The sequence below is a fragment of the Pseudomonas sp. S2_A02 genome (assembly GCF_054668495.1).
In genome coordinates, this window is the sequence record NZ_CP162776.1 from 4,443,716 (window position 1) to 4,456,764 (window position 13,049).

14 protein-coding genes are annotated in these 13,049 nt (G+C 60.7%); 10 read left to right on the forward strand and 4 right to left on the reverse strand.

Annotated features, from left to right (window positions below; genetic code table 11):
* Positions 1-22 precede the first annotated feature (22 nt).
* From AB4O41_RS20315 to AB4O41_RS20360, 10 genes are all read left to right on the forward strand, one after another.
* On the forward strand, positions 23-688 hold the full coding sequence (locus AB4O41_RS20315) for a riboflavin synthase (protein ID WP_151214210.1): 666 nt from the start codon (positions 23-25) through the stop codon (positions 686-688).
* 16 nt (positions 689-704) lie between these two features.
* On the forward strand, positions 705-1,796 hold the full coding sequence (gene ribBA, locus AB4O41_RS20320; RefSeq protein ID WP_095054587.1) for a bifunctional 3,4-dihydroxy-2-butanone-4-phosphate synthase/GTP cyclohydrolase II: 1,092 nt from the start codon (positions 705-707) through the stop codon (positions 1,794-1,796).
* A 91-nt stretch (positions 1,797-1,887) separates the two neighbouring features.
* Positions 1,888-2,364: a 6,7-dimethyl-8-ribityllumazine synthase gene (gene ribH, locus AB4O41_RS20325; RefSeq protein ID WP_003228649.1), complete on the forward strand. Its 477-nt coding sequence runs from the start codon at positions 1,888-1,890 to the stop codon at positions 2,362-2,364.
* Entirely contained in the window at positions 2,361-2,861 is a 501-nt protein-coding gene (gene nusB, locus AB4O41_RS20330; RefSeq protein WP_460144413.1) for a transcription antitermination factor NusB, read from the forward strand. Before ribH ends, nusB begins: the two co-directional genes overlap by 4 nt.
* 16 nt (positions 2,862-2,877) lie before the next feature.
* Positions 2,878-3,843, forward strand: a complete 966-nt coding sequence (thiL, locus tag AB4O41_RS20335) for a thiamine-phosphate kinase (protein ID WP_460144414.1) — start codon at positions 2,878-2,880, stop codon at positions 3,841-3,843.
* Entirely contained in the window at positions 3,840-4,343 is a 504-nt protein-coding gene (locus AB4O41_RS20340) for a phosphatidylglycerophosphatase A family protein (protein ID WP_030131337.1), read from the forward strand. Before thiL ends, AB4O41_RS20340 begins: the two co-directional genes overlap by 4 nt.
* 23 nt (positions 4,344-4,366) lie before the next feature.
* A complete protein-coding gene (locus tag AB4O41_RS20345; RefSeq protein WP_460148388.1) occupies positions 4,367-5,104 on the forward strand; it encodes a substrate-binding periplasmic protein in 738 nt (245 codons plus the stop codon).
* A 234-nt stretch (positions 5,105-5,338) separates the two neighbouring features.
* Positions 5,339-5,956 carry a GTP cyclohydrolase II gene (gene ribA / locus AB4O41_RS20350; RefSeq protein ID WP_027924335.1) on the forward strand — a complete coding sequence of 206 codons (618 nt, stop codon included), beginning with the start codon at positions 5,339-5,341 and terminating at the stop codon, positions 5,954-5,956.
* Positions 5,953-6,372 (forward strand): MFS transporter, encoded by a 420-nt coding sequence (locus AB4O41_RS20355; protein WP_460144415.1) that lies wholly within the window; start codon positions 5,953-5,955, stop codon positions 6,370-6,372. The genes ribA and AB4O41_RS20355 overlap by 4 nt, the downstream gene beginning before the upstream one ends.
* Positions 6,372-7,172 (forward strand): cobalamin-binding protein, encoded by an 801-nt coding sequence (locus tag AB4O41_RS20360; RefSeq protein WP_460144416.1) that lies wholly within the window; start codon positions 6,372-6,374, stop codon positions 7,170-7,172. The genes AB4O41_RS20355 and AB4O41_RS20360 overlap by 1 nt, the downstream gene beginning before the upstream one ends.
* Positions 7,173-7,307: 135 nt before the next feature.
* Here AB4O41_RS20360 and AB4O41_RS20365 read toward each other — a convergent pair whose 3' ends face one another.
* From AB4O41_RS20365 to AB4O41_RS20380, 4 genes are all read right to left on the reverse strand, one after another.
* A complete protein-coding gene (locus tag AB4O41_RS20365) occupies positions 7,308-9,191 on the reverse strand; it encodes a TonB-dependent receptor domain-containing protein (RefSeq protein WP_460144417.1) in 1,884 nt (627 codons plus the stop codon).
* A 152-nt stretch (positions 9,192-9,343) separates the two neighbouring features.
* A complete protein-coding gene (dxs, locus tag AB4O41_RS20370) occupies positions 9,344-11,242 on the reverse strand; it encodes a 1-deoxy-D-xylulose-5-phosphate synthase (RefSeq protein ID WP_460144418.1) in 1,899 nt (632 codons plus the stop codon).
* 91 nt (positions 11,243-11,333) lie between these two features.
* On the reverse strand, positions 11,334-12,221 hold the full coding sequence (gene ispA, locus AB4O41_RS20375; protein ID WP_460144419.1) for a (2E,6E)-farnesyl diphosphate synthase: 888 nt from the start codon (positions 12,219-12,221) through the stop codon (positions 11,334-11,336).
* Positions 12,218-12,460, reverse strand: a complete 243-nt coding sequence (locus AB4O41_RS20380; RefSeq protein WP_007894317.1) for an exodeoxyribonuclease VII small subunit — start codon at positions 12,458-12,460, stop codon at positions 12,218-12,220. The genes ispA and AB4O41_RS20380 overlap by 4 nt, the downstream gene beginning before the upstream one ends.
* Between the last annotated feature and the right edge of the window lie 589 nt (positions 12,461-13,049).

Consider the following 13,049-nt stretch of genomic DNA (forward strand, 5'->3'; position numbering starts at 1 on the left):
CTTTGTTCTCGAGGAGGACTCCATGTTTACCGGCATCATCGAATCCATCGGCAGTATTCGTGCATTGACCCCAAAAGGCGGAGATGTGCGGGTTTACGTAGAAACCGGCAAGCTCGACCTGAGCGATGTAAAGCTGGGCGACAGCATTGCCGTCAACGGCGTGTGCCTGACCGCGGTTGAATTGCCGGGCAATGGCTTTGCGGCGGACGTCAGTCGCGAAACCCTCGACTGCACCGCCATGAATGACCTCAAAAGCGGCAGCCCGGTCAACCTGGAAAAAGCCCTGACTCCGACCACCCGCCTCGGCGGACACTTGGTCAGCGGTCACGTTGATGGCGTGGGTGAAGTGGTTGCCCGCACTGAAAATGCCCGCGCCGTGGAGTTTCGCATCCGTGCCCCGAAAGACCTGGCCAAGTACATCGCCCATAAAGGCTCGATCACCGTCGACGGCACCAGCCTGACCGTGAACGCAGTCGATGGCGCCGAGTTCTTGCTGACCATCATTCCGCACACCCTGAGCGAAACCATCATGGCGTCGTACCAGCCTGGTCGCCGGGTGAATCTGGAAGTGGACTTGCTGGCCCGTTACCTGGAGCGCCTGCTGCTGGGCGACAAGGCCGCCGAGCCGACTGCCGGCAGCACCATTACCGAAAGCTTTCTGGCCGCCAATGGCTACCTCAAATCCTGACTCAAGGGGGTGCCTTGTGGCGCTCAATAGCATCGAAGAACTGGTTGAAGACATCCGCCAAGGCAAGATGGTCATCCTCATGGATGACGAAGACCGCGAGAACGAAGGCGACCTGATCATGGCCGCCGAGTGCTGCCTGCCTGAACACATCAACTTCATGGCCAAGCACGCCCGTGGCCTGATCTGCATGCCGATGAGCCGCGAGCGCTGCGAACTGCTCAAGCTGCCGTTGATGGCGCCACGCAACGGTTCCGGTTTCGGCACCAAGTTCACTGTGTCCATCGAAGCCGCCGAAGGCGTGACCACCGGTATCTCCGCGGCCGACCGTGCGCGCACCGTGCAAGCCGCTGCCGCCAAAGACGCCAAGGCTGAAGACATTGTCAGCCCCGGTCACATCTTCCCGCTGATGGCCCAGGCCGGCGGTACGCTGGCCCGCGCCGGCCACACCGAAGCTGCTTGCGACCTGGCGCGGATGGCCGGTTTCGAGCCGAGCGGTGTGATCTGCGAAGTGATGAACGACGACGGCACCATGTCCCGTCGCGCCGAGCTCGAAGCGTTTGCCGCTGAACACAACATCAAGATCGGCACCATCGCCGACCTGATTCATTACCGGATGATCCACGAACGTACCGTTCAGCGGATTGCCGAGCAGCCGCTGGACAGCGAACTGGGCCAGTTCAACCTGGTGACCTATCGTGATTCGGTGGAAGGCGACGTGCACATGGCCCTGACCCTGGGCACCGTATGCGCCGAAGAGCCGACGCTGGTTCGTGTGCACAACATGGACCCGCTGCGTGACCTGTTGATGGTCAAGCAACCGGGCCGCTGGAGCCTGCGCGCCGCCATGGCTGCGGTTGCCGAGGCTGGCAGCGGCGTGGTGCTGTTGCTCGGTCACCCGCTCGATGGCGACGTGTTGCTGGCGCATATCCGCGAAACCGCGGATCACAGCGCAGTGAAAAAACCGACCACTTACAGCATCGTCGGTGCCGGCTCGCAGATCCTTCGGGACCTGGGCGTGCGCAAAATGCGCCTGATGAGTGCGCCGATGAAATTTAATGCGATATCCGGTTTCGATCTGGAAGTTGTAGAATACGTGCCCTCCGAATAATGACCGGCAGTTTGCGGGCCTGTATTCGCGGTTAACACATCACTGAGGGGCGCGTAGAAAACGCGTCCCGGCTCTTTAAGAGATCTAACGAATGACCCTGAAGACCATCGAAGGTACCTTCATCGCCCCTAAAGGCCGCTACGCTTTGGTAGTGGGCCGTTTCAACAGCTTCGTCGTTGAAAGCCTGGTCAGCGGTGCAGTTGATGCCCTGGTTCGCCATGGCGTGAGCGAAAGCGACATCACCATCATCCGCGCGCCTGGCGCCTTCGAAATCCCGCTGGTTGCGCAAAAAGTCGCTCAGAAGGGCGAGTTCGCGGCAATCATCGCCTTGGGCGCAGTCATTCGTGGCGGTACTCCGCACTTCGAATACGTGGCGGGCGAATGCACCAAGGGCCTGGCCCAGGTGTCCATGGAGTTCGGCGTACCGGTCGCTTTCGGCGTACTGACCGTTGATTCCATCGAACAAGCCATCGAACGTTCCGGCACCAAGGCCGGTAACAAAGGTGCTGAAGCTGCCCTGTCCGCTCTGGAAATGGTCAGCCTGCTGGCGCAGTTGGAGGCCAAGTGATTAGCGACGATAGCGATCGTTTCAACCCGCGCGATCCAAAGCCTGCGGATGCCGGTAAGCCATCGAAAAGCGTCAAGCGTCGCGAAGCCCGTCAGCTCGCGACTCAGGCGCTGTACCAATGGCACATGGCCAAGCAATCGCTGAACGAGATCGAAGCGCAGTTTCGGGTCGATAACGATTTCAGCGATGTCGACGGCGCCTACTTCCGTGAAATCCTGCATGGGGTTCCGGCACAGAAGGACCGGATCGACGCCGCACTGGCGCCATGCCTGGACATCACCATCAAAGAGCTGGACCCGGTTGAACTGGCGGTCTTGCGCCTGTCCACCTGGGAGCTGCTCGAGCGCGTTGATGTGCCGTACCGCGTTGTGATCAACGAAGGTATCGAACTGGCCAAGGTCTTCGGTTCCACCGACGGCCACAAGTTCGTCAACGGCGTGCTCGACAAGCTGGCCCCGCGTCTGCGTGAAGCTGAAGTGAAGGCGTTCAAGCGCTAACCCGCTTGAATTTGCGATGGGTGAGTTTGAGCTGATCCGCAATTTCTTCGCCGCCGCGCCTTGTGCGCAGGGCGGCGAAGGCGTTGCCCTCGGGATCGGCGACGACTGCGCCTTGCTGGCTGTTCCCCCCGGGGAACAGTTGGCGATTTCCACCGACACCCTCGTGGCCGGTGTGCATTTCGCAGACCCCTGCGACCCGTTTCTGCTCGGTCAGCGCTCGCTGGCTGTGGCGGTCAGTGATCTGGCCGCCATGGGCGCCGCTCCCATTGCCTTTACCCTTGCCTTGACCTTGCCGACGGTGACCACCGATTGGCTGGAAGCCTTCGCCCGTGGTTTGAACCTCATGGCGCAAAATTGCGCTGTGGCGCTGGTGGGTGGCGATACCACTCGCGGGCCGTTGAGCCTGACCATGACTGTGTTCGGTCGGGTGCCAACCGGTCTGGCGTTGACCCGCAGCGGCGCACAGCCGGGCGATTTGCTTTGCGTGGGCGGTGAGCTGGGGAATGGCGCGGGTGCGTTGCCATTGGTGCTGGGCCAGCGAATGGCTGATGCGGCCATCGCTGATCCGTTGCGTGCCCATTACTGGTCGCCGCAACCGCAGCTGGGTCTGGGCGTGGCGTTGCGCGGCAGAGCCACAGCGGCGCTGGACATCTCCGACGGCCTGCTCGCCGACTGCGGGCACATTGCCTTGGCGTCGAAAGTCGGGGTTCAGGTAGAGCGCAACAAGCTGCCGTTATCGAAGGCGCTGCTGGCCTTCCTCGGTCAGTCTGGCGCTGAGCAAGCCGCCCTGAGCGGTGGTGACGATTACGTGCTGGCCTTCACCTTGCCGCCCGCCGAGTTGCCATCGTTGCTGGCGGACGGCTGGCCGATCCATGTGCTTGGACGGGTAGTAGAGGGGCAGGGCGTGATGCTGCTGGACGCCGACGGACACGACATCACCCCGCCAATCCGGGGTTATCAACATTTTCGGGAGACACCGTGACAGATCATCCCAAACAGGTCCCGGCGGAGTTCGTACCGCCGTCGGTCTGGCGCAATCCTTGGCATTTCCTGGCGTTCGGCTTCGGCTCGGGCACCCTGCCAAAAGCGCCGGGCACCTGGGGTTCGTTAGTGGCGTTACCCTTCATTCCGTTGTGGCAGATGCTGCCCGATTGGGGCTACTGGCTGATGCTCGGCATCACCATGCTGTTCGGCTTCTGGCTGTGCGGCAAGGTCGCCGATGATTTGCGCGTGCACGACCACGAAGGCATCGTCTGGGATGAAATGGTCGGGATGTGGATCACCCTGTGGCTGGTGCCGGAAGGTTGGTATTGGTTGTTGGCGGGGTTCCTGATGTTCCGCTTCTTCGACATCCTCAAGCCCTGGCCGATTCACTGGATCGACCGACATGTGCACGGCGGTGTAGGCATCATGCTCGACGATGTGCTGGCGGGCGTATTTGCTTGGTTGGCGATGCAAGGGCTGGTGTGGCTTTTCGTCTGATGCGTCAAGTGAGAGAAACGGGGATGGCGCAACGCGGGTTGCTGCTGATGGTTTTCGCGCTATTTTGCTCGTTCGCCCAGGCGGGGGATGCACCGACGACGCCGTCCGTGATTCATCTGGCCAGCGAAGCCTGGGAAGACTTCACCAACGCCGATGGTCGTGGTTTGGGTTGGGATGTGCTGCGCGAAGTGTTCGAGCCGGCTGGCGTCAAACTGGATATTCGCACCGAACCTTACACGCGCGCCACGGGCCTGGCACAGCGCGGCGAAGTGGACGCCTGTGTCGGTGCTTATCGGGATGAAGTGAGCGATGTGCTCTATCCGCGCTGGCATTTCGATACCGATCCGATTTATGCACTGGGTCTGGCCAGCAATCCGGCGCCGACTCTGGAAACCCTGGGCAACTATCGATTGGCCTGGGTGCGCGGCTACAAATTCCAGGATTATTTACCCAATGTGCAGAGCTACAACGAAATCGTGCGGCGTACCGGGATTCTTTCGATGCTGATTCACAACCGCATCGATTACTACATCGACGCGCTGGACGAGGTTAACTCCACCGTCAACCGAACCAAGACCCCGTCGCAATTTCGCCGCACGCATATCGTGGATTTGCCGCTTTATCTGTGCTTTGCCGACACGCCGAATGCCCGCAAGTTGATGGTGTTGTTCGACCAGCGAATGGAGTTGCTGGTAAAAAGCGGTCAGCTGAAACCGATCTTCGCGAAGTGGAAGCAGCCGTACCCGTTTGGCACAAACTGAACATAGTCAATGTGGGAGCGGGCTTGCTCGCGAAAGCGGTATATCAGACAACTCATATGTTGAATGTGAGTCCGCTTTCGCGAGCAAGCCCGCTCCCACAGGGCCGTTGGCTTGGCCTCTTGATCAAACATTTTGATCGTTATGCCCCATAATTCAGCCTAAGCGTCTGCAGGAACGTGCTGTTACAATGCCGCCTCTGCGAATCTTCAGTACTTATAGATCAGGAGCACACCGGTGCCTGTCGTTTTTGTCGCCGCTTCCAAGCTGCCAACGCCTTTTGCGCAATTCACCATGCATGGCTTTCTCGATGAAGAGAACGGGCGCGAGCACGTAGTACTGAGCCTGGGTGAGTTCGCCGACGGTGCTCCGGTACTCGGCCGGTTGCACTCCGAATGCCTGACCGGCGATGCCTTGTTCAGCCAGCGTTGCGACTGCGGTTCGCAACTCGAGGCAGCCTTGCAGGCGATCGCCCGTGAAGGCCGTGGCGTGTTGCTTTACTTGCGTCAGGAAGGTCGCGGCATTGGCCTGCTGAACAAGATCCGCGCCTATGAATTGCAGGATGGCGGTGCCGACACCGTTGAAGCCAACGAGCGTCTGGGCTTCGCCGCCGATCAGCGCGACTACGCCATGTGCTTGCCGATGCTGGAGCACCTGGGCGTGAAGTCCCTGCGTCTGATGACCAACAACCCACGCAAGGTCAAAGCCTTGACCGACATGGGCATCGTGGTTGCCGAGCGCGTGCCGTTGCACACCGGGCACAACCCGCACAACAAACTCTATCTGGCGACCAAGGCCAGCAAGCTCGACCACATGATGGGCAACGAGCATCAGGGCGAGGCTGACCGGGCGTGACTCGCGGTCAGGTACGGCGGCGACTGTCCGTCAACTGGTGGCAGTATCTGGCGCTGGCCTTGCTGCCGCTGTTCGTGATCAACGGTGTATTCGGCAAAAGCGAGGCGATTCTACCGGTGCTGGCCATGCCGTTGTTCATCGCCGGTGTGGCCTCGATGTTTGTCAGCCTGAAGTTCTTTGGCGGCTACAAGCACGCACTGATTGCCACCCAGAAAGCCCTCGATACCCCTGAAGAACCCGCCGCCTGGATCGCCTTGGCCGCGAAACGCCGTGCCGCGTTTCTGGTCGCCGGCCTGCCCGCCTGGATCGGTGCGCTGGCGGTATTCGTCGGGCTTGAAGCTGTGCCGCTGGTGCTGCTGGCGCTGTCGACCGCGGTGCTGTTCTACCTCTACCGTATCCCGCGTCAACTCGGCTGATGCGCAGCATCTGGCTGGCGGTGTTGCTGCTGGCCGTCAGCGGCTCGGCGCCTGCGGTCGAGCGGGTCGTCAGTCTGGCGCCGTCGCTTTCTGAAATCGTCGTTGAGCTGAACTCGGCTGACCTGCTAGTCGGTGTGCTGGATGCAGGCGAACGTCCCGCTGAACTCAAAGACATTCCTTCCGTTGGCAGCTACGGCCAGTTGGACATGGAACGACTGCTCAGCCTCAAACCCGATCTGTTGCTGCTCTGGCCGGGCAGTGTGGGGCCGGCTCAGCGTGAACAGCTCAAACGGCTGAACATCCCCACCTATGTCGCCGAACCTCACGACCTCGAACAACTTGCCGCCCAGATTGAAGCGATTGCTACGCAACTTGGCAGAGCGGAGCGTGGCGTTTCGTTGGCCGAAAATCTGCGTCAACGACTCGATTCCCTGCGCCAGCGTTATCGAAGGGATGAGCCGATACGGGTGTTTTATCAAGTCTGGGATCGGCCGCTGTACACCGTGGGCGGCGGGCAGATCATCAGCGATGCGCTGGAGGTCTGCGGGGCACGCAATGTGTTTGCCGACCTGACGCAGCCTGCTCCGCAGGTCAGTGTGGAGGCGGTATTGCAGCGCAATCCCGAGGTGATTCTGGCCAGTGATCAGGCGCAGCTCGATGCGTGGAAGACCTGGCCTCAGGTAACGGCGGTGGCGCAGGGGCAATTGCTGTTGGTGACGGATAAGGGGCTGGAGCGGCCGAGTGGGCAGATGATCGAAGCGACTGCCAAGTTGTGCCAGTTGATCGCGCCAGACCATTAAGACCGAGGCGCGGCCTTCGCGGGCAAGCCTCGCTCCTACGGGTTTGAGTCGATCAAAAAATTTTCGACAACACCAAGCTCTGTAGGAGCGAGGCTTGCCCGCGAAGAGGCCCGCCTGAGCACCGCTGATCTCAGATCAAAACTCCGGCGTCCAGGTCGCCCCGAACATCCACGCTCGGCCTTCTTCGCGATACCCATACTGACTGCCGTCATGGCTGTACAACGCCCGGCTGTAACCCTTGTCCAGCAAGTTATCGACCTTCAATTCCAGCTTGATCTCGCGATTCAGCGCCCAACTGCTACGCAACCCCAACAACGCATATCCGCCCAGCGGCTGCTGGTTGTTCTCGTCGTCATAACTGCTGCTCACCGCTTGCCAACTGGCCCCGAGGCCGAACCGGTCGAACTGCCGATCCAGATCCAGGCTCAAAGTCCGCCGTGCACGACGGGCGAGGGTGTGGCCGCTGTCGCGATCCCGTGGGTCGATGATTGCTATGCCGAGGTTGCTCTGCCAGCCGAACAGCTCTTGTTTCAAAGCCGCTTCAAAACCGTTGATCCGCGCCGAAGCGACGTTCGCCGGGCGGTTGTTGCTGCCGAAAATAATCGCGTCTTCCAGATCTGTGCGGTACAGCGAAGCTTCAAGGCGACTGCTTTGCGTCAGCTGACTGCGCCACTGCAGCTCATAACTTTTCGAGGTCTCGGGTTTCAGGTCCGGGTTGCTGAAGTCCGGGTAGTACAGGTCGTTGAAGGTCGGCGCGCGGAAGCCTTCGCTGTAGGTCAACAGCACATCGTTGTCCAGGTTCAGCGGCAGGGTGAACGTGCCGCTCCAGCTGTTCTGGCTGCCGAACTGCTGGTTCTGGTCACGACGCAGGCCCAGTTCGGTAGAGAAACTGTCGGCCTGATAGCGATGCTGGATAAACGCTGCGCGGTTCCAGCGGCTGTCTTCGTCGAACGCTGTGCTGCTATTGATTCGGTCTTCGTACCAGTCGCCGCCGAGGATCAGGCTGTTGCGCTCATCCAGGGTCAGGTCGTTCTGCCAATTCACCGAATCGCGATAGGTGTTGAACACGCTGCGTTCATCGCTGAGCTTGTCGAGTGTCTTTTCACGGTTTTCGCTGTGGCCGAACTCGATGCGGGTTTTCCACCGGTCATTGATCCGCGCGTCGGCGTAACTGCTGACGCTGCTCACGGAGAACTCGCTGTAGGGCTGCTGCTGGACCGATTCGAAGGTGTTCATGTCGAAGCGACCGAACGGATTGTCGAAAGCACTTTTGCCCTGGTTATCCAGCAGATTGGCGCCGATTTCGATGTCGTCGGTGAGCGCGTGGCTCAGGCTTAAGCTGACCGACTTATTGCGGTATTCATCGTGATCGCCATCACTGGGATAAGACTCGTGCGTGCGATTGATGCCTGACGTTTCATCAAGGCTGGCACCGAGATTGAAGCGTGTCTGCGCGTTGCCGCCGGACAATCCGAGGCTGCGCTCCCAGGTCTGGTTGCTGCCCACCCCGACGTGCATGCGTGGTTGCAGGCCTTGTTCGTCGCCACGGCGAGTGAAGATCTGGATCACCCCGCCAATCGCATCGCTGCCGTAAATCACCGAGCGGGAGCCGCGCAGTACTTCCACACGCTCGACCTGTTCGATGTTGATGTGTTGCAGGTTGCTGTCGCCGGAGGTCGAGTTGCCAATGCGCTGGCCGTCGACCAGCACCAGGCTTTGCGCCGACTTGGTACCACGGATGTAGATCCCCGGCAGACTGCCACGCCCCCCGGTTTGCCCGACCTGCACGCCCGGTACGCGGCGCAGCAAGTCGGTAACGCTGCTCGGTTGCAGACGGTCGATGTCGTCGCGAGTGAACACCGTGTTGGCGGCGCTGCTGTCGTTGCGCGCTTCGACCTGACGGTTGGCGCTGATCAGCACGTCCGGCAGTTTCAGGGCCTGGTCGCGTTCGAAGGTGTCGGCCAAGAGTTGGCCGGCCGGCAGGAGGGTCAGCATCAGGGCAAAAGGGGAGAGTTTCATAAACAGTCCGTCGACACTTTGGGGTGAACACAAATCAAATGTGGGAGCGGGCTTGCTCGCGAATGCGGTGTGTCAGTCAACATTGATGCCGACTGATACACCGCATTCGCGAGCAAGCCCGCTCCCACAGGGTTTTGCATGTAGCCAGAGGATTAGATATTCAGCAGTTGCAGGCGCTGACGCACCGCTTCTTCGATTCCGGCCTCATCCAGCCCACACTCAGCCAGCATCTGTGCAGGCTTGGCGTGCTCGACATAAACGTCCGGCAAGCCCAGGTGCAGCACCGACTTGAGGATGTTCTCGCGGGCAAGGAACTCGCTGACCGCGCCACCGGCACCGCCCATGATTGCGTTCTCTTCGACGGTCACCAATAACTCGTGGCTGCCGGCGATTTCGCGAACGAGTGCTTCGTCGAGCGGTTTGACGAAACGCATGTCGACCACGGTCGCATCCAGCTTCTCGGCGACTTTCAGTGCCTCGGCCAATTGCACGCCAAACACCAGCAGGGCGACTTTGCTGCCCTGACGGCGGACGACACCCTTGCCGATTTCAATCGGTTCGAGGTCTTTAGCGATCGGCGCATTCGGGCCAGTGCCGCGCGGATAACGCACCGCCGCCGGGCCGTTGTACAGGTGGCCGGTGCTGAGCATCTTACGCAGTTCGTTTTCGTCGCTCGGGGTCATCACCAGCATGCCGGGGATGCAACGCAGGAACGACAGGTCGAAGCTACCCGCGTGCGTCGGGCCGTCTTCACCCACCAGACCTGCGCGGTCGATGGCGAACAAAACGTCGAGGTTTTGCACCGCCACATCATGCACAAGCTGGTCGTAAGCGCGCTGCAGGAACGTCGAATAGATCGCCACCACCGGTTTTGCGCCTTCGCAGGCCATGCCAGCCGCGAGGGTCACGGCGTGTTGCTCGGCAATCGCCACGTCGAAATAACGCTCCGGGAAGCGCTCGCTGAAGGCCACCAGGTCGGAGCCTTCCTTCATCGCCGGGGTAATCCCGACCAGACGCGGATCAACCGCGGCCATGTCGCACAGCCATTCACCGAACACACCGGAATACTTCGGCCCCCCGGCTTTCTTCGGCGCGGCGGCCGGAGCATCCACAGGTTCGAGTTTGGTGATGGCGTGGTAACCGATCGGGTCGACTTCCGCCGGAGCGAAGCCTTTGCCTTTCTTGGTGACCACGTGCAGGAATTGCGGGCCTTTCAGATCGCGCATGTTGCGCAGGGTAGCGATCAGGGTCGGCAGGTCGTGGCCATCGATCGGGCCGATATAGTTCCAGCCCAGCTCTTCGAACAGCGTGCCGGGAACCAGCATGCCTTTGGCGTATTCTTCGGTGCGACGGGCGATTTCCCAGGCGCCGGGTAGACGCGAGAGGACCTTTTTGCTGCCTTCGCGCATGCTCGCGTAAGTGCGGCTGGAAAGGATTTTCGCCAGATAGTTCGACAGCCCGCCGACGTTGCGCGAGATCGACATGTCGTTGTCGTTGAGGATCACCAGCATGTTGGCGTCTACTTCCGGCGCATGGTTCAGCGCCTCGAAGGCCATGCCGGCGGTCAGTGCGCCGTCGCCAATCACCGCGATCGCCTTGCGATCGCTGTTTTGCAGGCGGGCGGCAATCGCCATGCCCAGCGCTGCGCTGATCGACGTGCTGGAGTGGCCGACGCCAAAGGTGTCGTACTCGCTCTCGGAGCGACGCGGGAAGGCGGCAATGCCGTCCTTCTGGCGCAGGGTGCTCATGCGCTCGCGACGGCCGGTGAGGATTTTGTGCGGATAGGCCTGATGACCCACGTCCCACACCAGCCGGTCATCCGGGGTGTCGAAGACGTAATGCAACGCGATGGTCAGCTCGATGACGCCCAGGCCGGCACCGAAATGCCCACCGGTCTGACCGACCGTGTAGAGCAATTCCAGGCGCAACTCATCAGCCAGGGTTTCCAGCTCGGCTTCGCCTAACCGGCGCAGGCCGTCCGGCGTGTTGGCACGGTCGAGCAGGGGCGTGGTCGGGCGCTTGCGGGGAATCTCATGAAACGTCGTGGGCATCAGGCGAATCGTTATAGGTATAAAAGATGCGGCAGTTTACCTGATGCATCGCCCCCTGCCCACGCGTTGGTTTTTTTTGGCGGATACGCCGTCAGCTGCGGCGATCGACGATATACCGGGCCAGATCGCGCAACGGCTCGGCCGCCGCGTCAAACGGTCGCAGCGCGTGCAGGGCCTGGTCGCGCAGTTCCAGGGCATAGGCCTTGGCCGCGTCAAGACCGAGCAGAGCCGGGTAGGTCGGCTTGTCCCGGGCGATGTCGGCGCCCTGGCGTTTGCCGAGGGTTTCGGTGTCACTTTCGACGTCGAGAATGTCGTCCTGGACCTGAAATGCCAGGCCAATGGCCTGTGCATAACTCCGCAAGGACTTCAGTTCGTCCTTCGCGGCATGACCGCTGGCCAAGGCACCGAGCTTGACGCTGACCTCGATCAACGCGCCGGTCTTGTGCCGGTGCATGTATTCAAGGGCTTTTTGATCGAGCTTCAGGCCCACCGAACCGAGATCGATGGCTTGCCCGCCGACCATGCCCGCCGGGCCCGCCGCCAACGCTAGGGCGCTGACCATCTGTAGACGGGTTTCGGCGTCGCAACTGCTCAGGCGTGGGTCGAGCAGGGCGCTGAAGGCCAGACTCTGCAAACCGTCACCAGCGAGGATTGCGCAGGCTTCATCGAATTTTTTATGCGTAGTCGGCTGGCCTCGACGCAGATCGTCGTCGTCCATGGCCGGCAAATCGTCGTGCACCAACGAATAGGCGTGGATCAGCTCCACCGCGCAGGCCGCGCCGTTGGCTTGCTCAGCCTTGCCGCCCAGCGCCTCACACGCGGCGTAGGCCAGCAACGGGCGTACGCGCTTGCCGCCATTCATCACGCTGTAGCGCATGGCTTCGTAGAGGCGGGCGAGTTCAGAGCTCGGGGGGCTGAACAGGGTTTCCAGTGCAGCATTGACGCGGGCCTGGCTGGTCGCCGAATACGCCGCAATCATTCTGGCTGATCCGCGTCGAAGGGTTCCTCGGCCAGCTCACCATCACGCTCGAGCAGCACTTGAACCTTCTGCTCGGCCTGAGCCAGAGCCGCCTGGCAATCACGGGTCAGCCCGATGCCCTGCTCGAAAGCGGTCAGCGAGTCTTCCAGCGACAATTCGCCGTTCTCCAGACGCTCCACCAGCGTTTGCAGGTCAGCGAGAGATTGTTCGAAATCCAGTGCAGCTTTTTTGCGGGCCATGGCGGCTATTTCCGGTTGACGTTAAACCGGCGCGACACTAGCAGACATAGGGGTTATGGGCAAATGAGCGGGGCGGTTCGGCCAATGGTTTTTGGGAGTCAATGCGGCTCTGTGGCTATCATGATTAATGTGTTAGTGGCGGGGATAGTTCTGGGATGAACCGATCAAAAATGCTATTCGGCTCATATAGTGAGCCGAATATGACGTCTATTCGGCTCACCGGTCAGCCATCGACAGGGTGTCCCCGACGTCCGGGTGCGACTGAATCGCGCAATATCGCGGTCTGGACTCGACCCATTTGCAGTGGGCTGCAGGTCAAAGCATATCTTTCAGGCATTAAAAAGCCGGCTTGTGGCCGGCTTCTCGGGGACTGGCTTGGTTTATTTTTGGTAAACCGCGCCAGCCTTCAAAACGTACACCCGGATCTTGCGTCCGGCTGTGGGACTCGGCGAGAAAGTCATCTGCCTTATCGGTGCGATCTGAGCCTGAAGAAGGGGCGATGCGCAAATGTGGGGCGCAGCATACTGATTTTTTTGAGGAATTCCCAGCTTGGTATGCGGGTAGAGCGATTGCGCTGAGGTGTAGCGGC